Source organism: Georgenia subflava (assembly GCF_009193155.1).
Classification (GTDB): domain Bacteria; phylum Actinomycetota; class Actinomycetes; order Actinomycetales; family Actinomycetaceae; genus Georgenia; species Georgenia subflava.
On sequence record NZ_VUKD01000001.1, the window covers coordinates 682,539 to 701,739 of the forward strand.

Below are 19,201 nucleotides of genomic sequence, written 5' to 3' on the forward strand. Positions count from 1 at the left end.
GTACGAGCGAAGGGGGAGCGTGACCCTATGAAGGTCATGGCGCAGATGTCGATGGTGATGAACATCGACAAGTGCATCGGGTGCCACACGTGCTCGGTCACGTGCAAGCAGGCGTGGACGAACCGCACGGGCATGGAGTACGTGTGGTTCAACAACGTCGAGACCCGCCCCGGCCTCGGCTACCCCCGGCGCTACGAGGACCAGGAGGAGTGGCAGGGCGGCTGGGTCCGCAACAAGCGCGGCAAGCTCAAGCTGCGCGCGGGCGGACGCCTGAAGAAGCTCGCCACCATCTTCTCCAACCCGAAGATGCCGACCATCCAGGACTACTACGAGCCCTGGACCTACGAGTACGACATGCTCCTGTCCGCCCCGGCGGACTCCCGGCACACCCCGGTGGCCCGGCCCAAGTCCCTGCTCACCGGCGAGGACCACAAGATCGAGTGGTCGGCCAACTGGGACGACAACCTGGGCGGCTCGCAGGAGATCGCCACCCAGGACCCGGTCCTGAAGCACATGAGCGACCACGTGGCCATGGAGTTCGAGAAGAGCTTCATGTTCTACCTGCCGCGCATCTGCGAGCACTGCCTCAACCCCTCGTGCGTGGCCTCCTGCCCGTCCGGCGCCATCTACAAGCGCGAGGAGGACGGCATCGTCCTCGTCGACCAGGAGCAGTGCCGCGGCTGGCGCATGTGCATCACGGGCTGCCCGTACAAGAAGATGTACTTCAACCACAAGACCGGCAAGGCCGAGAAGTGCACGCTGTGCTACCCGCGCATCGAGGTCGGCCTGCCCACCGTGTGCTCGGAGACCTGCGTGGGCCGGCTGCGCTACATCGGCCTGGTCCTGTACGACGCCGACCGGGTCGGCGAGGCGGCCGCCGTCGAGAACGAGCACGACCTGCTGGCCGCCCAGCGCTCGGTGTTCCTGGACCCGCACGACCCCGAGGTCGTCGCCGCGGCCCGCCGGGACGGGATCGCCGAGGACTGGATCACCGCGGCGCAGTCGAGCCCCATCTGGAAGCTGATCTCCGACTACGAGATCGCCCTGCCGCTGCACCCGGAGTACCGGACCCTCCCGATGGTCTGGTACGTCCCGCCGCTGAGCCCCGTGGTCGACGTCGTCACCTCCTCGGGCAACGACGGCGAGGACGCCAAGACGCTGCTCACGGCCATCTCCACCATGCGGATCCCGCTCGAGTACCTCGCCGAGCTCTTCAGCGCCGGGGACACGGGGCCGGTGGAGAAGGTGCTGCGCCGCCTGGCCGCCATGCGCTCCTACATGCGCGACATCAACCTGGGCAACGCCCCGAAAGAGGAGACGGCCGCCGCGGTGGGCATGACCGGCGCCGAGATCGAGGCGATGTACCGGCTGCTCGCCATCGCCAAGTACGAGGACCGGTACGTCATCCCCACCGCCCACGCCGAGGCCGCCGCCAACTTGGAGGAGATGGCCTGCTCGCTCGACTTCGAGGGCGGGCCGGGCATGGGCGGCAGCGGGCCGTTCGGCTCCTCCTCCGGCCAGCCCTCGCCGGCGAGCGTGGAGAACTTCCACGCGCTCAAGCAGCGGCAGACGGCGGACGACCCGCACACGCCGACCGGCCCCACCCGGGTGAACCTGCTCAACTGGGACGGGCGCGGCGGCCGCACCGACGGGCTCTTCCCGCCCCAGCAGCCCCTGGCCACGCCACCCACCGCGCTCGCCGTCGCCGACCCCGACGCCGCCCCAGGGACGTTCGCCGACGACCCCTACCCCGGAGGCTTCCCCGGGGTGGCGACCGACGACGCGCACCCGACCGACGACGTCGCCGGCCTGGCCGCGACGCACGGCACCCAGGGCCGGTCCGCACCCGACGAGCCCGCGGCGCCGGGCGAGGACCCGGCGCCGGACGCCCGGCCCGAGGAGCCACGATGAGCAGCTTCCTGCGGGTTCCCGGTCTGACGCCGCTGCAGCCCGTCCCGGTCACCGACCGGGAGCGGGCCCTGACCTGCATGGCGGCGTCCGTCCTGCTGGACTACCCGACGGCGGAGCGGCTCGAGCGCATGGCCGTCGTCGCCGGGGGCATCGGGGGCCTGCCGGCGCCCGTGCGCGAGCGCCTCGCCGGCTTCCTCGAGGTGGCGCTCGGCCGGGACCCGCAGGCGCTGGCCCGGCACTACGTCGAGACCTTCGACCTCAAGCGCAAGTGCTCGATGTACCTGTCGTACTTCCTCACCGGGGACACCCGCCGCCGCGGCACCGCGCTGGTGCGCTTCGTCGAGGCCTACCGCGCCGGCGGCTTCGAGCTGGACCGCAACGAGCTGCCGGACTTCCTGCCGATCGTGCTGGAGTTCACCGCCGCCGGCGACGCCGAGCTCGGGACTGCCCTGCTGGCCTCGCACCGCGAGGGGATCGAGGTGCTGCGCTCGGCCCTGACGTCGATGGGCAGCCCCTACGCCGCCGTCGTCGAGGCGGTGTGCCTGGTGCTGCCGAGGCCCAGCGCCGAGACCGAGGACCGGCTGCTGCAGCTGATCACCGCCGGACCGCCCACCGAGATGGTCGGCCTGAGCGCCATGGGACCGCTGGAACCGTTCGCCCCGGGCGGGGCGCGGAACGAGGAGGTGCGGGCATGAGTGCCGGCACGATTCTGCTGTGGGTCGTCTTCCCGTACGTCGCGATGGCCGTGTTCGTCGTCGGGCTGATCTGGCGCTACCGATACGACAAGTTCGGCTGGACCACCAGGTCGTCGGAGCTGTACGAGAAGAACATCCTGCGCCTGGGCTCGCCCCTGTTCCACTTCGGCATCATCTTCGTGGGCCTGGGGCACTTCATGGGGCTGCTCATCCCCAAGGACTGGACCGAGGCGGTGGGCTTCAAGGAGGTGGCGTACCACTTCGTCGCCACCTACATGGGCTCGATCGCGGGACTGATGACGATCGTCGGGCTCGCGCTGCTGATCTACCGCAGGCGCGTGACCGGCCCGGTCTTCCTGGCCACCACCCGCGTCGACAAGCTCATGTACGTGCTGCTCGCCGTGCCGATCCTGCTCGGCATGTGGGCCACCGTGCAGACGCAGATCCTGGGCGACGCGCACGGCTACGACTACCGCGAGACGATCTCGCCGTGGCTGCGGTCGCTGCTGTACTTCCAGCCCATGCCCGAGCTCATGGCGGACGTGCCGCTGCCCTTCAAGCTGCACATCACGGCGGCCTTCCTGCTGTTCATGATCTGGCCGTTCACCCGGCTGGTGCACGCGTTCTCCGCACCGGTCCAGTACTCCACCCGGCCGTACATCGTGTACCGCTCCCGCGACGACGAGCGCGCCCACGGCACCCGCGAGCCACGCCCGGGCTGGGAGCCGTCGACGGCTCCCAGGGGCCGGCGACGGCCCACGAGCACCAAGTCCTGAACGCCCGGGTCCCGATCCGTCCCGCTGCGAAGGCCGGTCACCGCGGGTGGCCGGCCTTCGCCGTCCCGGCAGGCACTGCGCGGCGGCAGGCTGGGCCATCGGTCGTGACAGCGCACCGGTCGTGCCGCGATCGGGCCAGAATGAGGGCAGCACCCGCGGCGAGCAGGAGGCACCGATGGAGTTCGTCTACGAGACAGCGCCGACCCGCGTCGTCTTCGGCCGCGGCACGGTGCGCACCGCCCTGCCCGGTGAGATCGACAGGCTCGGTGCGAGCCGCGTCATGGTCCTCACCGGCAAGGTTCACCAGTCGCTCGCGCACACCGCCGTGACACCGTTCGCCGACGCGGTCGTCTCGTTCTTCGCAGACGCCGAGGAGCACGTGCCGGCGCCTGTCGCCGACCGTGCCGTCGCCCGTGCGCGTGATGCCCGGCCGGACCTGCTGCTGAGCCTCGGCGGCGGATCGGCGACCGGCACGGCCAAGATCGTCGCCCGCGACCTGCGTGTGCCGATCCTCGCCGTGCCCACGACGTACGCGGGCTCGGAGGCGACCCCGGTGTGGGGTCTCACCCGCGAGGGCCGCAAGGAGACCGGCGAGGACGCTGCGGTCCGGCCCCGCACCGTCGTGCTCGATCCCGACCTGACCGACCAGCTGCCCCGGACCCTCGCGGTCGCCTCCGGCATCAACGCCCTCGCGCACGCCGTCGAGGCCTACTGGGCGCCGGGTGCGAACCCGATCAGCTCGGCCATGGCCGACGAGGCGGTGCGGGCACTCGCCGCGGGCCTGCGCGGCGTCGGGCCGGAGGGGCTCGCCCGTGCCCAGGCGCCGGAGAACGCACTGACCGACCCGGTCGGGGTGTGGGCCGGCACGCCCACCGCCGCCGGCGAGCAGCTGCTCTACGGCGCGTACCTCGCCGGGGCGACCCTCGCGGCCGCCGGTTCCGGGTTGCACCACAAGATCTGCCACGTGCTCGGCGGGGCGTTCAACCTCCCGCACGCCGCGCTGCACGCGGTGGTGCTCCCCCACGTGCTGGCGCTCAACGCTCCCGCCGTGCCGGCGGTCGCCGGCCGGATCGCCCGCGCGCTGGACGCGGACGAGGCCGTCTCCGGCCTCCGGGGCCTTGCCGCGTCGGTCGCGGCGCCGCGGACGCTCGCCCAGATCGGCCTGCACTTCCGCCAGCTCGACGAGGCGGTCGACCGGGTGAGCGCGACGCTACCCATCGACAACCCGCGGCCGGTCGGCAAGAACGAGGTGCGCGCCGTCCTCACTGCCGCCTACGGAGAACGCGCGGCCTGACGGCTCCAGCACGCTTCTCGACGGGGCTGCACGGCCGCCGGGACAGCCTGGTGCGTCGCGCAGCTCGGCAGCGGTCCCGCGTGACCTGCGGGGACCCGCGGAATCGGATCACCACCCCCTAGCGGACCGCAGATGCGCGTGTATCGTGTGCCGCATGCCGCATTATCGGATCAGCGAGGCCGCCGGACTGCTCGGCGTCAGCGACGACACCGTCCGACGCTGGGTCGACGACGGCCGCCTGGCCGCCACGACCGACGACGCCGGCCGCAAGGTCGTCGACGGCGCCGACCTGGCGCGTCATGCCCAGGAGATCGCCGTCCGCACGGACGTGCCCGGCGCCGACCCGGTCGGCCGCTCCGCACGCAACCGCTTCACCGGCCTCGTCACCCGGGTCACGGCCGACGGCGTGATGGCGCAGGTCGAGCTGCAGTGCGGGCCCTACCGCGTCGTCTCTCTCATGAGCAGCGAGGCCGCCGAGGAGCTGCGGCTCGAGCCGGGGAGCCTCGCCACCGCGGTCGTCAAGGCGACGACGGTCATCGTCGAGACCCCGCGAGGCTGACGTGACCAGTGCGCCCCGGCCGCCCGGCCGACGCCGGCTCGAGACGCCCGTCCGGACCGACCGGCGCCGTCTCGAAGCCTCCCCCGAGCACCTCCGCCCGGGTCCCGGGACTCCCGCGCGCGCCGAGTCCGCGCGGCCTGGCGCACGCGGAAGGCACACAGCCGCCGCCCGCGCCGTCGGTGTGGTGGCAGCCGTGGCCGGCCTCGCGACGCTGGGCGCGTGCACCTCGGCCGCGGACCGCCCGGCCGGCACCCCTGCCGACGGCAACCGGTCGGGCACCGCGGCCCCCGGCCCGTCGGGCGACCTCACGGTCTTCGCCGCCGCCTCGCTGCACTCGGTCTTCGAGGAGATCGCGACGCTGCTCGAGCAGCAGCACCCGGAGCTGTCGATCACGTTCTCGTTCGCCGGCTCCTCGGACCTCGTCTCGCAGGTGGTGGCGGGTGCACCGGCGGACGTCCTCGCCACGGCGGACGAGCAGACGATGGCGAACGCGGTGGCCGAGGGGGTGATCGACGGCGAGCCCGGGCTCTTCGCCGAGAACGTCCTGACCCTCGTGACCCCCGCCGGGAACCCGGCCGGCATCACCGGCCTGGACGTCAGTCTCGACGGCGCAGACCTCGTCGTGTGTGCCCCCCAGGTGCCGTGCGGGGCCGCCACCGCCGAGCTGACGGGTCTTCTCGGCGTCGAGATCAGCCCGGTGAGCGAGGAGTCCAACGTGACCGACGTCCTGGGCAAGGTGACCTCCGGGCAGGCCGACGCCGGGCTCGTCTACGCGACGGACGCGGCGGGCGCCGGGGACGCGGTGGACGTCCTGGAGATCCCCGGCGCGCAGGACGTCGTCAACCGCTACCCGGTCGCCACGGTGGCCGATGCCGCCGAGCCGGAGCTCGCCGAGCTGTGGATCGAGGCGCTGTCGAGCGAGGCAGGCCGGGAGATCCTCAGCGACACGGGGTTCCGCCTGCCGTGACGGGCCGCGCCGTGACCAACCTGCCGCCGCGCCGCCGCACCGACGGCGGCCTGCCCCGCTGGGTGCTGCTCCCGGCCGGCCTGGCCGTGCTGCTCGTCGCCGGCCCCGTGGCGGGGCTGCTGCTGCGCGTGCCCTGGACCCGGTTCCCCGCCCTGCTCGCCTCCGACGCCTCGGTCGACGCCCTCCTCCTGAGTCTGCGGACCTCGGCCGCCGCGACCGCGATCGTGGTCGTCGTCGGTGTGCCGCTGGCTCTCGTGCTCGCTCGGGTGGACCTGCCCGGCCGCCGGGTGCTGCGCACAATCGTGCTGCTGCCGCTGGTGCTGCCGCCGGTCGTCTCCGGCCTGGCACTGCTGACCACCCTGGGCCGGCGCGGGCTCCTGGGAGCTCGGCTCGAGATGCTCGGGATCGACATCGCGTTCTCGACCACCGCCGTCGTGATCGCCCAGGCGTTCGTCTCCCTGCCCTTCCTGGTCATCTCGCTCGAGGGTGCCGTGCGCACGGCGGGGCATCGCTACGAGGACGTCGCGGCCACGCTCGGGGCGCGTCCGACGACGGTGCTGCGCCGGGTGACGCTCCCGCTCCTCCTCCCGGCGCTCGGCTCGGGGACGGCGCTGGCCTTCGCCCGCTCGCTCGGCGAGTTCGGGGCGACGCTGACCTTCGCCGGGTCCCTCCAGGGGGTCACCCGGACGCTGCCGCTGGAGATCTACCTGCAGCGCGAGACCGACCCGGACGCCGCCGTGGCGCTGTCCGTGGTGCTCATCGCGGTCGCCGCCGTCATGGTGATCGCCACCCAGCGAGGCGCGCGGGGGGACCGATGACGACGCACCCGCCGGACCCCGCGGCCTCGGGGCACGGGCAACCACCGTCCGGGCCCCCGCACCCGCCACCCGGGCACGGGCAACCGCCGTCCGGGCAGGCCACACCGTCGCAGACCCCGCCGGCCCTGGCGGTGCACGCCGCGTCACCCGAGCGGGACGTCCACCTCGACGTCGAGGTACCTGCCGGCCAGGTCCTCGCCGTCCTCGGTGCGAACGGTGCCGGCAAGTCGACCCTGCTGGCGCTGGCGGCGGGCACGCTGCGCCCGGGTTCGGGTCGCGTCCGGATCGCCGGCCGCACCGTGGCCGACGATCACACGTGGGTGCCCGCGCACGCCCGCCGCGTGTCGCTGCTCGCGCAGGAGGCCCTGCTGTTCCCGCACCTCGATGCCGTGGCCAACGTGGCCTTCGGGCCGCGAGCCACGGGGACGGGCCGGCGGGCGGCCGAGCGGCTGGCCCACGACCTGCTCGACCGCGTCGGGGCGGGTGAGCTCGCCCGACGGCGGCCCGCGCGGCTCTCCGGCGGCCAGGCTCAGCGGGTGGCCCTCGCGCGGGCCCTCGCGACCGACCCCGAGCTGATCCTCCTAGACGAGCCGCTCTCGGCGTTGGACGTCGACTCCGCCGCCGCGATGCGTCAGCTGCTGCGCGAGGTGCTGCGGGGCACGGGTCGGTCGGCGGTACTGGTCACCCACGACCTGCTCGACGTGCTGGCGGTCGCGGACGCCGTCGTCGTCCTCGAGGAGGGCCGGGTGGCGGAGCACGGCCCGGCCCTGGAGGTGCTCACCCGGCCACGGTCGCGTTTCGCGGCCGCGCTGGCCGGCACGAACCTCGTCGCCGGCACCCTGACCGGCACCGGGCCTGATGCGGCGGTGCTCACCGGCCACGTGCCGAGAGGTCGCGGAGTCCCGCCGGGAGCTGACCGTGCCGGCACCGACCGGCACCCGTCGACGGCACTGGTCCTGCACGGCCTGGCCGACCCGGCGTGCCGACCGGGCTCGGCCGTCGCTGCGACCTTCAGCCCGCGCTCGGTGGCCGTGCACCGGCACGCCCCCGGAGGAAGCCCGCGCAACACGCTCGCCGTCACGGTCACCACGCTGGAGCAGCAGGGGGAGCTCGTGCGGGTACGGGCCGCGACGCCGACCGGGCAGGTGCTCGCGGCGGACATCACGCCCGCGTCGGTGGCGAGCCTGGCCCTCGCGCCCGGGCAGCCGGTGGTGTACGCCGTCAAGGCGGCGGAGGTGCAGATCTACCCCGCGTGACGCCGGCCGTCGCGCGAGCGGTCGGAGGGGGCCGAGGTGTGCTTCCACATGATCGTGCCGGTCGGGACGAGCGGCGACGGCACTCCGGACGCGCTGTCGGACCAGACCTGTCCTCGACGACCGCTCCGTCCGGACGCACAGTGGCGCGCCTGGACCCGTTGCGTCACCACCGGATCAGGAGCACAGTGGGCGGATCGGGGTTTTCCGGCTCTTCCTGGAGTGCAGCATGACCCACATGTCGACGACGACGCACGGGGGCCAGGTCTGATGGCCACCGTCACCGGAACGCGGCGCGAGGCCCTGCCCGGCCTGCGCCCCGAGCGCCAGAGCCTGGGCAAGACGATCGTCTCCTGGATCACGTCCACCGATCACAAGGTGATCGGGTACATGTACCTGATCTCGTCGTTCGTGTTCTTCGTGATCGGCGGCGTGCTCGCGATGCTGATCCGTGCCGAGCTGTTCACGCCCGGCATCGACCTCGTGCAGTCCCACGAGCAGTACAACCAGCTGTTCACCATGCACGGCACGATCATGATGTTCCTGTTCGCGACCTCGCTCTTCACCGGCTTCGCGAACGTCATGGTGCCGATCCAGATCGGGGCGCCGGACGTGGCGTTCCCGCGGCTGAACATGATGTCCTACTGGCTCTACGTCTTCGGCGGACTCCTCGTGGTCGGCGGGTTCCTGACCCCGAAGGGTGCGGCGAGCTTCGGCTGGACGGCCTACGCGCCCCTGTCGTGGGAGATGTTCTCGCCCGGTCTCGGCGGCGACCTGTGGGTCCTCGGCCTGGCGATGACCGGTTTCGCCACGATCTTCGGCGCGGTCAACTTCATCGCCACGATCATCACGCTGCGCGCCCCGGGCATGACGATGTTCCGGATGCCGATCTTCACCTGGAACACGCTGATCACCTCGCTGCTGGTGCTCATGGCGTTCCCGGTGCTCGCCGCCGCGCTCTTCGGCCTCGCCGTCGACCGGATCCTCGGCGGTCAGATCTACAACCCCGAGGCCGGCGGCGCGCTGCTGTGGCAGCACCTGTTCTGGTTCTTCGGCCACCCCGAGGTCTACGTCATCGCCCTGCCGTTCTTCGGGATCGTCTCCGAGGTCATCCCCGTCTTCTCCCGCAAGCCGATCTTCGGCTACAAGGGCCTGATCTTCGCCACGATCGCGATCGCCGCCCTGTCCATGACCGTGTGGGCGCACCACATGTTCACCACCGGCGGGGTGATGCTGGCGTTCTTCTCGCTGATGACGATGTTCATCGCGGTGCCCACCGGCGTGAAGTTCTTCAACTGGGTCGGCACGATGTGGCGCGGGCAGGTGACCTTCGAGGCTTCCATGCTGTTCTCGCTCGGGTTCCTCGTGACGTTCCTGTTCGGCGGGCTGACCGGGATCATCCTGTCCAGCCCGGCGATGGACTTCCAGGTCCAGGACACCTACTTCGTCGTCGCCCACTTCCACTACGTCGTCTTCGGCACCGTGGTGTTCGCGATGTACTCCGGCTTCTACTTCTGGTGGCCGAAGTGGACCGGCCGGATGCTCGACGAGCGGCTGGGCAAGATCAACTTCTGGCTGCTGTTCATCGGCTTCCACACCACCTTCCTCGTCCAGCACTGGCTGGGCGTGCAGGGCATGCCACGCCGCTACGCCGACTACATGCCCGAGGACGGCTTCACGCTCTACAACCAGATCTCCACGGTCGGCGCGTTCCTGATCGCGCTCTCGACCCTGCCGTTCCTGTGGAACGTCTACGTGACCCAGCGCGGCCCGCGCACGGTCTTCGTGGACGACCCGTGGGGCTTCGGCAACTCCCTGGAGTGGGCCACCGCCTCCCCGCTCCCGCGGCACAACTTCACCTCGCTGCCCCGGATCCGGTCCGAGCGCCCGGCGTTCGACCTGCACCACCCCGAGGTCGCCAACATGGACCAGGCCGAGCCCAACCGCGACGTGCTCGACTCCCTCTACGCGGGCCCGGAGGTCGGCGGCCGGGAGAACCTCGTCGACCGGCGCTCGAAGGAGCATCCCGACCCACGTGAGCGTGGCGATGGCGACGGCGCCGGCGGCTGGCGGTAACCCGACGCACCCACGACGACTGGCGGTAACCCCGGCGCAGCCAAACGGCGGGCGGACGCCGACCGATGCCCGACGCCCCGGTTACCCTGGCGAGCGTGAGCCAGCCGAGCCCGACCGCGTCTGGGACGACCGTCCTGCGGGCCGGCGCGGCGGTGGTGGCCGACGCCGGCCGTCTGCTCGCCGCGCACTGGCCGCTCCTGGTGCTGCTCGCCGTCGTCGGCGTGGCCTCGCGCGACCTCGTGCTCTCCACGGCGGTGCTGGTCTCGCGGTGGTCCTCCGTGCTGAGCCAGATGGTTCTCGCGCTGGCCCCGTTCGTCCAGCTCCTCACCGTCGTCGGGATGCTGCTGGTCATGCGACGGCGGTCCGCCACGGAGCATCCGGTCGTGGCGCTCCTCGTGGGCACCGCGGCCGTCATGCTGCCCTTCCTCGTCATCTACCAGAACGACGGCAACCTCGCCGAGGACGTGATCACCTTCGGGATGGCGACGGTCGAGGACATCGCGTCGATGGGGTTCGCACCCGCCTCGACCGACTCCGACGTCGTCACGCGCCTGCCCGCCGGGACCTCGGCCGCCGTCGTGCTCACCGTCGCGGTGGCGTTCGTGGCGCGCAGGGTCCTCGTCCGCCTGGCGGTCCGCACACCGCCGGGGCACGAGCTGCGCCGCTCGACGCTGCGCCTGGTGGCCGGGTACTGCGAGGTCGTGTGGCTCGTGCTCGGTGCCTTCGTGGTGACCGTCGTGGTCGACGGCGCGAGCGGCTGGTGGAGCAGCCGCCGGGTCGGTGCGGGACTGGACGCCTGGTGGGCCTCGGTCGCGGCCGGCTGGCCCGGCCTCGGCGCCTTCGTCGAGGCGCTCCTCGCCGGTGCCGGGCTGCTCGTCGCCGCCGCACTGACCGCCTTCCTCGTCCCGCTGGCATGGCTCGCGCTCGCTGCGATCATCTACGGCGTGCAGGCGGCCCGGGTGCTGCGGGCGGGCGACCTGCGCGCCACCCGGGCGGCCCGGCCGCTGGTGGGCCGCCTCGGTGACGCGCGCACCGACCGCGCCCTGCGGCTGCTCACCGACCCGGAGCGGCAGTTCGGCGGGGTGGCAGGAGCGACCGTGCTCGTCGCCCGGGCGGGGTGGCGGCCGGTCCTGGTCTTCTGCCTGGCGTTCCTCGTGACCGACGCCGCGGACGTGCTGCTGACAGAGCTGGTCCGCGTGCTCGTCGGCCCACAGTCCCCGGTCGCGTGGGCCGCGCTCTTCCCCTACCTGGAGGCGGTCGGCGTCGTCGTCGTCCGCGTCCTCACGCTCGCGCTGGTGGCGTCCGCCGTCGACTCGCTGCTGCGCGACCTCGGTCTGCCCGGCGGCCTGCGCCTCGGCGGCACCTCACGGCACGGGCAGGGCGAAGAAGTGCGGGCCGAGGGCGTCGTCGCCGGCACTGGTGGAGAAGAGCTGGACCTGCGCCGGGTCTGACCCCGCCGGCAGGACGACGTAGGTCTCGTCCGCCGGCTCCTCGTCGGGGCCCACGAACCCGCAGGACAGGCTGGTCGACACGTACGCCCCGGGGATCTCCGGCACACGGTCGGGCGGGGTGAAGATGCGGCCGACGTCGTCGAGCACGCGGACGTCGCAGTACCGAGGGTCCTCGAGGTCGCTGCGCACGTCGACCACGAGCCGCCACACGTCGTAGCCGGCCGGCGGCTCCCAGGTCTCGCCGGAGAGGGTCTCGCGGGTGCCGACCCGCTCCACGCGGTCCAGGCGCGCCTGCGTGCCGTCGATGCTCGCCCAGCCGTCCGCGCCGGGCCCGACTGCGAGGTGCGGCTCGCGCACCCACCAGCCCTCGTACGCGCCGTCGCCGACCGACCACCCGAGCGCCGCGAGCGCGGGGACGAGCGCCAGCAGGGCGACGCGGTTCCGGCGGTTCACCGCGCGGGTCCCAGCTCGGGCCCGCGCGTGGACAGCGGTCCCGGATCGACCCCGTCGACGACGACCGGGACCCCCGCGACCGCCGACAGCTGCGGCACGGCCAGCGTCGAGACGTGCACGTCGACCTCGCCCAGGGCGTCGCGCGGGACCTCGAAGACGACCTCCGTCCGCACCGGCGATCCCGGCTGGGCGACCCCGGGATAGTTGCCGGCCACGCGCCGGGTGGCGTCGAAGGTGCGGCCGGAGCCGTCCTCGAGCCAGAAGGCCGCGGTGCGCAGCGGCTGGTCCCCGCCGGTGACCGAGAGGTCGACGGCCACCCAGGCGCCGGTGGTGGTGAGCGTGCCGCCATACCCGTCGTCGAGCGTCGCGGCGGCGCGCGCACCGTGCACCGTCACGGTGCCGGGCCACACCGGGACGGGCTCCCCGGCCGGCCCGGTGGACTCGAACGGACGGGTGGACGACCACGCACGCTCGGCGTGGTTGACGAACAGCCCGCCGGCGAGCACGACGGCGGCGAGGACGAGGACGGTAACCCGTTCGCGCACGGCCGGCCCCGTCGCGGTGCGGCGGCTCACAGGACTTCCTCGACGAGCACCTCGGGGACCTCGACGGTCGAGGGGACGCCGACCCGGGCCACCGGTTCCGGGCTGCCCCACATCTCGCGGCCGTAGGCGGGGCTGAAGTACGGGGTGGAGCCGAGCAGCTCGAGCTCGAGCCGCGCCGGGACGGCTCCCGGCTCGGCGACCGGCCACAGGTAGGCGATCTCCTCCGCCAGCCCGGGATGCCCCTGCGGGAGAGAGGTGCCGTCGCGCAGGAGGACCTGCATCTCCGGACGGTCGGTCAGCGTTGTCCCCGGCGGCGGGAGGAGGACGTCGGGCAGCACGTCGTGGGTCGCGTCGTCGAGCACCTCGACCCGTGCGCGGACGACGAGCCAGGCGCCGGCGCCGTCGATGGTCTCCAGCCGGGACGTCTCCACCTCGTCGCTGACGAGGTGGTCGAGCACCGTGACCGCGACCGGCCCCAGGTCGACCGGCTCCCCGGCAACCACGACCAGGAGCTCCTCGGGCGGCACGGCACGGAAGCCACCGAGGGCCGCGGTGACGGACACGGCGAGGCCGAGGGCACCGGCGACCGCCAGGGCCGCACGGCCGGCACCGGTGGCTGACCACCGGCGCGCGGCCGCGCGCACCGGCGTCGTCCCGTTCTCCCCCACGGCCGCAGGATATCGACGGCCTGCCGCCGACCGTCGGCCTGTCCAGCCGTCCGTCGACCCGGCGTCATGTTCTGAGCACGTCGGCGAGCACCACCGCCTGGTTGTGCTCGGTGTCCTTGGCGCCGTAGAGCAGGGTCACCCGCGGGTGCCGCCTCACCGTCTCGCGAAGCTCGGCCAGCGCCGGGTTGCTCGCGAGCTCGGCACGGTACCTCTCGGCGAACTCGTCGAACCGGGCCGGGTCGTGGCCGAACCACTTCCGCAGCTCGTCGGAGGGGCCGACGTCCTTGTGCCAGGCGTCCACGTGGGCGTCGGCCTTCTTGATCCCGCGCGGCCAGAGCCGGTCCACGAGCACGCGGTAGCCGTCGTCGTCGGTCGGCGGGTCGTAGACGCGGGCGAGGCGGAGGTCCATGCCCCAGTGTCGCCCGGACCCACCGGTCCCGACCATCCGGTGAGCCTGGGCCGACCGGCCCCGACCATGCGGTGAGCCGAACCCACCGGTCCCGACCATCCGGCGAACCCGGTCCGCAGTACCGCCCTGGTCCGGCCCGGGGAAGGGCGGACACCGACGGTCCCGAACCGTGGGACAGCAGCTCCGGTCGGTCTCGCCGCCGGAGTCGTCCGGGCAGCTGCCGCGCTCGCCCTCGCACGGTCGTGCCACCGACGAGCGGAAGGAGCGACCGCGATGCACGAGCACCTCGGCCACGTGACCGGTCGCCCGTCCGCGACCCGGCGAATGCGCCGCCCGCACGCCGCGCGCGCCGGTCGGTCCTGACCGTCGGCGCCGGTGTGCGGGAACCCCGTCCATCGCGTCCCGGCCCGGGACGCGCTTCGTCGCACCCATCGGAGAGAACCATGACCACGACCACCGCAACCACGACCGACCCCACCCCCCCGCCTGGCCGACTTCACCGCCGAAGGATCCTGGAAGGGGCAGCTGTCCACCGCCGTCGAGGCCCGCCACTTCAGCTTCGTCGTCGCCGAGCCGACGTCGTTCGGCGGCACCGACGAATCCGCCAACCCCATCGAGTACCTCCTCGGCTCGCTCAGCGGCTGCGTGACGGTCGTCGTCGAGACCGTCGCGAAGGAGCTGGGCGTCACCGTCGAGGCCCTCGACACCCACGCCACCGGCTCCATCGACCTGCGCGGCTTCCTCGGCACCGCCGACGTCTCGCCCCACTTCCAGGAGCTCACGCTGACGCTCACGCTCACCACGGACGTGCCCGAGGCCGAGCTCGACGAGCTCAAGGCGCTCGTCCTCCGCCGCTGCCCGGTGTTCAACCTCATCAAGGACGCCGGCGTCGACATCCGTGAGGTGTGGCAGGTCCGCCCGACCGCCTGAGCCCTCGAGGCGCCGCCGACACGTCCGTCCGACGCCACGGAACCCGACCTCGGACGGCTCGTGGAGACTTCGTCAGGATTGTCCGGAGAAGTCTCCACGGGTCGCCGTTCGGCGTCTCTTGGTCCGGCTCAGTCCCAGGGTGGACCGGTGCGCCAGACCTGAAGCTGATGCTGCCCACCGAGAACCGCACCGCGGGCCGACGCGGGGAGCGGTGCGGCGGGCGAGGCTGGTGCCATGCCAGAACCCGCAACACTCACCGCGCACGCCGTGACCAAGACCTACGGCTCCGCCGCCGCCACGACGACGGCGCTCGCCGGCGTCGACCTGACGATCCACCCGGGCGAGTCGGTCGCCGTCATGGGGCCTTCGGGCTCCGGCAAGACGACTCTGCTGCACGCCCTGGCGGGCATCGTGCGGCCGACGTCGGGAGAGGTGGTGTGGCGCGGACGCCGGCTGGGCGCCCTGTCCGACGCGGACCGCACCGCCCTGCGGCGCACCGACTTCGGCTTCGTCTTCCAGTCCGGCCAGCTCCTCCCTGAGCTGCCGGCCGACGAGAACGCCGCACTTCCCCTGATGCTGCGAGGCACCGCCCGCACCGAGGCCGTGGCGACCGCGCGCCGCTGGCTCGCCTGGCTGGGGCTCGCCGGCATGGAGGGACGCCGGCCGGGCGAGCTCTCCGGTGGGCAGGCCCAGCGGGTCGCCGTCGCCCGGGCGATGGTCGCGTCCCCCGGCGTCATCTTCGCCGACGAGCCCACCGGCGCCCTGGACCAGGCCTCGGGCCAGGAGGTGCTGCGGGTGCTGACAGGCGCCGCGCACGGCACCGGCGCGGCCCTGGTCGTGGTCACCCACGACGAGCAGGTGGCCCGCTGGTGCTCGCGGGTCATCGGCATGCGGGACGGCCGTGTCGTCAGCGAGTCACGCAACGGCGCTGCCCCCGCGGCCACCGCCGGCCCGGTGGTGGCTCGATGAGGGCCGCCGTCCGGATGTGGTGGCTGCTGCGCCGTCGCAGCGCCGGCCGCTCCGACCCGCAGGGCCTCACCACCGTCCTCGCGCTCGTCGCCTTCGCCGTCACGACGGCGGTGCTGCTCGTAGTCCTCGGCGGCCTCGGGGCGCTCCTGGACCGGGCGGCGGCCGCCGCCCCGGGCTCCTCCGCCACGTCCTACCCCCTTCTGGCCGGCACGGCGACCGCCCTGCTCGCCGTGCCCCTCCTGACCCTCGGCGGGGCCGCCTCGCGGCTGGCCGTCGCCCGGCGCGACAGCCGTCTCGCCGCGCTACGCCTGGCCGGTGCCACCACGGGCCAGGTCTCGCTCCTGACGATCCTCGACGCGGCCGCACAGGCCCTGGCCGGTGCGCTCATCGGCGTCGTCGGCCATCTGGGGCTGCTGCCGGCGGTCATGCAGCTGCGCTTCCAGGGCCGTGCGTTCGACCTCGGCGAGCTGCTCGTGCCGTGGTGGATGGTCCCCGCCGCGGTGGCGGCCGTCGTCGCCGTCTCCGTGGCTTCGGCGGTGACCAGTCTGCGTACTGTCGCGATCAGTCCGCTCGGCGTGGCCGCGCGGGTGTCGCCGAAGGGCCTGCACTGGTCGCGCGTCCTCCCTCTCGGTGTCACGGCTGCGGCGTTCGTCGTGATGTTCTCCCTCGGTCTCGCGGAGGTCGCGGTGCTCATCGCGCTGGTGGTCGTGGGCTTCGCGACGTTGAACGTGATCGGCCCGTTCGTCATGTCCCTGATCGGCCGAGTGACGCTGCGGCGGGCTCGCGGGCCCGCGACGCTGATCGCCGCTCGCCGCGTGCTCGACTCGCCGAAGACCGCCTGGCGCAGCGTCGGCGGGGTCGCGCTCGCCACCTTCGTCGCCGGTCTCACCACGGCGAGCGCCATGTTCGACGCCGGCCGGGCGGCCGACCCGGCCGAGGCGCAGCTCCTCGCCGACCTGGCCACCGGCGGTTTCCTCACGCTCGGGATCGCCGGGATCCTGGCGGCCGTCTCGACGGCTGTCATGCAGGCCGGGCGGGTGATCGACCAGCGTGGCGAGTACCGCGCCCTGCACCTCGCGGGCACCGATCTGCGGGTGCTGGACGCCGCCCGGGTCCGGGAGACGACGATCCCGCTGCTGGCCGCCGTCGCCCTGTCCGGCGCCGCGGCCTCGGTGTTCCTGCTGCCGGCGTTCGGCCTGACGCTGCTGACCTCGGTCCCCGTGATGGTCCAGCTCGTGCTGTGCGTGAGCGCGGCCGTGCTGCTGGTGCTCGTCGGGACGCTGACGAGCCGGCGGGTGGTGCGCACCGTGCTGGCGTGAGTTCCGCCGCACCAGAAGGTCACGACCGAGCCAGGACCTGGGATTCGCCGGCCGGGTTACGAGCGCTTTACCTCCACGTGAACGTCCGGAGGTTCCCTTCCCGGAGCCGTGGGCGCATGATGGACATATGGCCTCCTCACGAACGAGCTCCCGTCCGCACCTGCCGAACAGCCCGTTCAACGCCGGCCGGCAGGCGCCGCAGGGCGAGCCGATCCCCGTCGGTGCGCAGGTGTGCCACGACCGGCACGGCTTGGGCCGGGTGGTCGCCCTCGACGGCCCGAACTCCGTCATCGTCGACTTCGGGCACGGCAACGCACGCCGCGTGGACCTCAACAGCCCCCGTATCGAGCGGCTCTGACCGCCTCAGGCGCGTAGCTTCTCCAGCCGCGAGCGCAGCGCGTCCACGCGGTGCCCGTTGCCGTACAGCTGCACGTACCGGTCGCCGAAGACGTCGAGCAGGGCGTCGTCGAGACGGCGGACCGCGCCGGGCGGGTAGCGGTAGCCCATCCGGTCCAGGATCCTGGCGCCGTCCACCGCGCCGAGCAGGGAACCGAGCTCCTGCAGCGACGTGACGCCCAGCTCGAGCAGCAGGCCGGAGATCCACTCGTAGTGCTCGGTGCGCGACCAGCCCGTCCCGGCGAACCGTCCGGCGAGGAACGCCGCGAGGTCCTGGGCGCTGATCCGCGGGTCGGCCGCGTCCGCCTCCGGCTGCCGGCCCGTCATGCTCTCCTGGAGCCGGTCCTGGATGGTGGAGAACTCGCGGTCGGCCAGGTCCAGCAGCCCGGCCGCGAGCGTGAACCTCCGGTCGAGGTCCGGCGCGTGCTCGGCCGGGACGGATCCCTTGTAGCGGATGTCGTGCTCGAACTCGGCCCAGGCGTGCTGCAGGACGGTGCGCACCTGGACGGAGGCGGGCCGCCCGCGCAGCTCGGCGTGCTCGGCGGCCGCCTCCTCGCCGAGGGTGATGAGCAGGTGGCGGCTGGAGTAGCCGTAGCGGCCGGCGTTCGCGGTCTCCAGCCCCATGTCGCGGTCCTCGAGCACCACCAGCTGGTCCGCCAGCAGCTCGACGACCGAGTCGACGTCGCTCAGCACGTAGGTGATCACCCGCACCCCCACCTGGTCGGTGATCTGGCGCAGCGGGTCCGGGTACACCGGTGCGCCGTCGAGCGTGCGGGCCGCCTTCCCGGCGAACGACGCCACCGACTTCGTCCGGCCGGCGATGGTGAGGTAGTTGATACCCGCCTCGTCGAGCAGCCCGGTGATGAGGTCGACGTACCCCTCGGTCGCCCGGACCACCGCCGGACGCTGCTCGGCGTAGGTCTGGACCGCCTGCTGCACCGGGTCCGGGCGCACGGCCGGCGGCCGTGGTGCGGGCACGTGCCCTGCCGGCAGCGTGGGCGTGACGATGTAGCCGTTCTGCAGGTCCCCGTACGTCGTCGTCAGCTCCGGGTGGGCGACGGCGTAGCGCGCCACGTAGGCGCAGAGCACGGCGTCGACCTGGTCCTCCGCCCGGCGCAGGTCGCTCTTGCGCTGGGCCGCTGCCACCCGTGCCAGCAGGTCCTGCCACGCCGGGTGCCCGGTCACCTTCAGGGGTGGGTCGGCGTCGGCCAGGGACTCGATGTGCCGCATGAGGGTCAGCAGCGCGTCGCGGAGCTCGGCCAGGCTGCGGCCGGGCTTGTGCTTGTACTTCAGCGTCCGGCCGAGCCGGAACAGCGCCACCGTGGCCGGGTGCGGGTAGACCTCGATGGCCCGCCGGTCCCGGCCGGACGCCGGGTTGATGTCCAGGCCGAGCACCTTCGCCAGCCGAGCCCCGCGCGGCGTGTCCGCGAACTCCGGCTTGCCGGTGTTGGCCGGGTGCGCGCCGGCGTCGAACCGGGCGAAGTCCTTGTTGAGGGCGGCCTCGGCGGGCCGGTTGCCGGTCGGGTTCCTCACCACCAGCGGCGCGTCGATCGCCACGAGGCACGGACCGGGGAACTCGGCGAGCGCCGTGGCGATCGTCTCGTCCGTCGTCTGCGCGGAGAGGTGGACGAGCGCGCCGTCGGCGTCGACGACCGCCAGCCCGGTGGGTGCCTTCTCGCCCCAGGCGAGGTCGATACCGACGAAGTGCATGG

19 protein-coding genes are annotated in these 19,201 nt (G+C 73.2%); 14 read left to right on the top strand and 5 right to left on the bottom strand.

What is annotated here, in order from left to right; genetic code table 11:
* Positions 1-27: 27 nt before the first annotated feature.
* The 10 genes from narH to GD748_RS03180 all read left to right on the top strand — a co-directional run bounded on the left by narH (position 28) and on the right by GD748_RS03180 (position 11,800).
* The gene (gene narH, locus GD748_RS03135; RefSeq protein WP_226920695.1) at positions 28-1,911 is read left to right on the top strand and encodes a nitrate reductase subunit beta; all 1,884 of its coding nucleotides are present in this window, start codon (positions 28-30) and stop codon (positions 1,909-1,911) included.
* Entirely contained in the window at positions 1,908-2,606 is a 699-nt protein-coding gene (narJ, locus tag GD748_RS03140) for a nitrate reductase molybdenum cofactor assembly chaperone (protein WP_152193719.1), read from the top strand. Before narH ends, narJ begins: the two co-directional genes overlap by 4 nt.
* Positions 2,603-3,382: a respiratory nitrate reductase subunit gamma gene (gene narI / locus GD748_RS03145; RefSeq protein WP_152193720.1), complete on the top strand. Its 780-nt coding sequence runs from the start codon at positions 2,603-2,605 to the stop codon at positions 3,380-3,382. Before narJ ends, narI begins: the two co-directional genes overlap by 4 nt.
* 175 nt (positions 3,383-3,557) lie before the next feature.
* Entirely contained in the window at positions 3,558-4,676 is a 1,119-nt protein-coding gene (locus GD748_RS03150; protein ID WP_152193721.1) for a maleylacetate reductase, read from the top strand.
* A 154-nt stretch (positions 4,677-4,830) separates the two neighbouring features.
* Entirely contained in the window at positions 4,831-5,235 is a 405-nt protein-coding gene (locus tag GD748_RS03155; protein ID WP_152193722.1) for a TOBE domain-containing protein, read from the top strand.
* Between the two features lie 193 nt (positions 5,236-5,428).
* The gene (gene modA, locus GD748_RS03160; protein ID WP_226920697.1) at positions 5,429-6,202 is read left to right on the top strand and encodes a molybdate ABC transporter substrate-binding protein; all 774 of its coding nucleotides are present in this window, start codon (positions 5,429-5,431) and stop codon (positions 6,200-6,202) included.
* A gap of 11 nt (positions 6,203-6,213) precedes the next feature.
* Complete coding sequence (locus tag GD748_RS03165) at positions 6,214-7,020, top strand: ABC transporter permease (RefSeq protein ID WP_193312790.1); 807 nt, start codon at positions 6,214-6,216, stop codon at positions 7,018-7,020.
* Positions 7,017-8,276, top strand: coding sequence for an ABC transporter ATP-binding protein (locus GD748_RS03170; protein WP_152193724.1), 1,260 nt, complete (start codon positions 7,017-7,019; stop codon positions 8,274-8,276). Before GD748_RS03165 ends, GD748_RS03170 begins: the two co-directional genes overlap by 4 nt.
* A gap of 267 nt (positions 8,277-8,543) precedes the next feature.
* Complete coding sequence (ctaD, locus tag GD748_RS03175) at positions 8,544-10,349, top strand: aa3-type cytochrome oxidase subunit I (RefSeq protein WP_152193725.1); 1,806 nt, start codon at positions 8,544-8,546, stop codon at positions 10,347-10,349.
* 95 nt (positions 10,350-10,444) lie between these two features.
* A complete protein-coding gene (locus GD748_RS03180) occupies positions 10,445-11,800 on the top strand; it encodes a hypothetical protein (RefSeq protein ID WP_152193726.1) in 1,356 nt (451 codons plus the stop codon).
* Here the strand turns inward: GD748_RS03180 and GD748_RS03185 are convergent.
* From GD748_RS03185 to GD748_RS03200, 4 genes are all read right to left on the bottom strand, one after another.
* Positions 11,714-12,253, bottom strand: a complete 540-nt coding sequence (locus GD748_RS03185) for a hypothetical protein (RefSeq protein WP_152193727.1) — start codon at positions 12,251-12,253, stop codon at positions 11,714-11,716. The two genes, GD748_RS03180 and GD748_RS03185, sit on opposite strands and share 87 nt — an antisense overlap.
* The gene (locus GD748_RS03190) at positions 12,250-12,828 is read right to left on the bottom strand and encodes a DUF4352 domain-containing protein (protein ID WP_152193728.1); all 579 of its coding nucleotides are present in this window, start codon (positions 12,826-12,828) and stop codon (positions 12,250-12,252) included. The genes GD748_RS03185 and GD748_RS03190 overlap by 4 nt, the downstream gene beginning before the upstream one ends.
* Entirely contained in the window at positions 12,825-13,466 is a 642-nt protein-coding gene (locus tag GD748_RS03195; RefSeq protein ID WP_152193729.1) for a hypothetical protein, read from the bottom strand. Before GD748_RS03195 ends, GD748_RS03190 begins: the two co-directional genes overlap by 4 nt.
* Before the next feature lie 64 nt (positions 13,467-13,530).
* Entirely contained in the window at positions 13,531-13,875 is a 345-nt protein-coding gene (locus GD748_RS03200; RefSeq protein ID WP_152194354.1) for a DUF488 domain-containing protein, read from the bottom strand.
* A gap of 525 nt (positions 13,876-14,400) precedes the next feature.
* Here GD748_RS03200 and GD748_RS03205 point away from each other — a divergent pair.
* The 4 genes from GD748_RS03205 (at position 14,401) to GD748_RS03220 (ending at position 17,451) form a co-directional block, all read left to right on the top strand.
* Positions 14,401-14,805 carry an OsmC family protein gene (locus GD748_RS03205; RefSeq protein WP_226920858.1) on the top strand — a complete coding sequence of 135 codons (405 nt, stop codon included), beginning with the start codon at positions 14,401-14,403 and terminating at the stop codon, positions 14,803-14,805.
* Between the two features lie 234 nt (positions 14,806-15,039).
* Entirely contained in the window at positions 15,040-15,774 is a 735-nt protein-coding gene (locus tag GD748_RS03210) for an ABC transporter ATP-binding protein (protein ID WP_152193731.1), read from the top strand.
* Positions 15,771-17,093, top strand: coding sequence for an FtsX-like permease family protein (locus GD748_RS03215; RefSeq protein ID WP_152193732.1), 1,323 nt, complete (start codon positions 15,771-15,773; stop codon positions 17,091-17,093). The genes GD748_RS03210 and GD748_RS03215 overlap by 4 nt, the downstream gene beginning before the upstream one ends.
* Positions 17,094-17,220: 127 nt before the next feature.
* Positions 17,221-17,451 (top strand): hypothetical protein, encoded by a 231-nt coding sequence (locus GD748_RS03220; protein ID WP_152193733.1) that lies wholly within the window; start codon positions 17,221-17,223, stop codon positions 17,449-17,451.
* Positions 17,452-17,456: 5 nt separating this feature from the next.
* On the opposite strand, the gene GD748_RS03225 is transcribed toward GD748_RS03220, so the two are convergent.
* Positions 17,457-19,199 (bottom strand): DUF429 domain-containing protein, encoded by a 1,743-nt coding sequence (locus GD748_RS03225; RefSeq protein ID WP_152193734.1) that lies wholly within the window; start codon positions 19,197-19,199, stop codon positions 17,457-17,459.
* Positions 19,200-19,201: the final 2 nt, after the last annotated feature.

What these genes read in the sequence shown, in the direction of transcription:
- narH (WP_226920695.1), top strand. Translation starts at nt 28, where the DNA reads ATGAAGGTCATGGCGCAGATGTCGATGGTGATGAACATCGACAAGTGC.
- narJ (WP_152193719.1), top strand. Translation starts at nt 1,908, where the DNA reads ATGAGCAGCTTCCTGCGGGTTCCCGGTCTGACGCCGCTGCAGCCCGTC.
- narI (WP_152193720.1), top strand. Translation starts at nt 2,603, where the DNA reads ATGAGTGCCGGCACGATTCTGCTGTGGGTCGTCTTCCCGTACGTCGCG.
- GD748_RS03150 (WP_152193721.1), top strand. Translation starts at nt 3,558, where the DNA reads ATGGAGTTCGTCTACGAGACAGCGCCGACCCGCGTCGTCTTCGGCCGC.
- GD748_RS03155 (WP_152193722.1), top strand. Translation starts at nt 4,831, where the DNA reads ATGCCGCATTATCGGATCAGCGAGGCCGCCGGACTGCTCGGCGTCAGC.
- GD748_RS03170 (WP_152193724.1), top strand. Translation starts at nt 7,017, where the DNA reads ATGACGACGCACCCGCCGGACCCCGCGGCCTCGGGGCACGGGCAACCA.
- ctaD (WP_152193725.1), top strand. Translation starts at nt 8,544, where the DNA reads ATGGCCACCGTCACCGGAACGCGGCGCGAGGCCCTGCCCGGCCTGCGC.
- GD748_RS03200 (WP_152194354.1), bottom strand. Translation starts at nt 13,875, where the DNA reads ATGGACCTCCGCCTCGCCCGCGTCTACGACCCGCCGACCGACGACGAC.
- GD748_RS03210 (WP_152193731.1), top strand. Translation starts at nt 15,040, where the DNA reads ATGCCAGAACCCGCAACACTCACCGCGCACGCCGTGACCAAGACCTAC.
- GD748_RS03215 (WP_152193732.1), top strand. Translation starts at nt 15,771, where the DNA reads ATGAGGGCCGCCGTCCGGATGTGGTGGCTGCTGCGCCGTCGCAGCGCC.
- GD748_RS03220 (WP_152193733.1), top strand. Translation starts at nt 17,221, where the DNA reads ATGGCCTCCTCACGAACGAGCTCCCGTCCGCACCTGCCGAACAGCCCG.
- GD748_RS03225 (WP_152193734.1), bottom strand. Translation starts at nt 19,199, where the DNA reads ATGCACTTCGTCGGTATCGACCTCGCCTGGGGCGAGAAGGCACCCACC.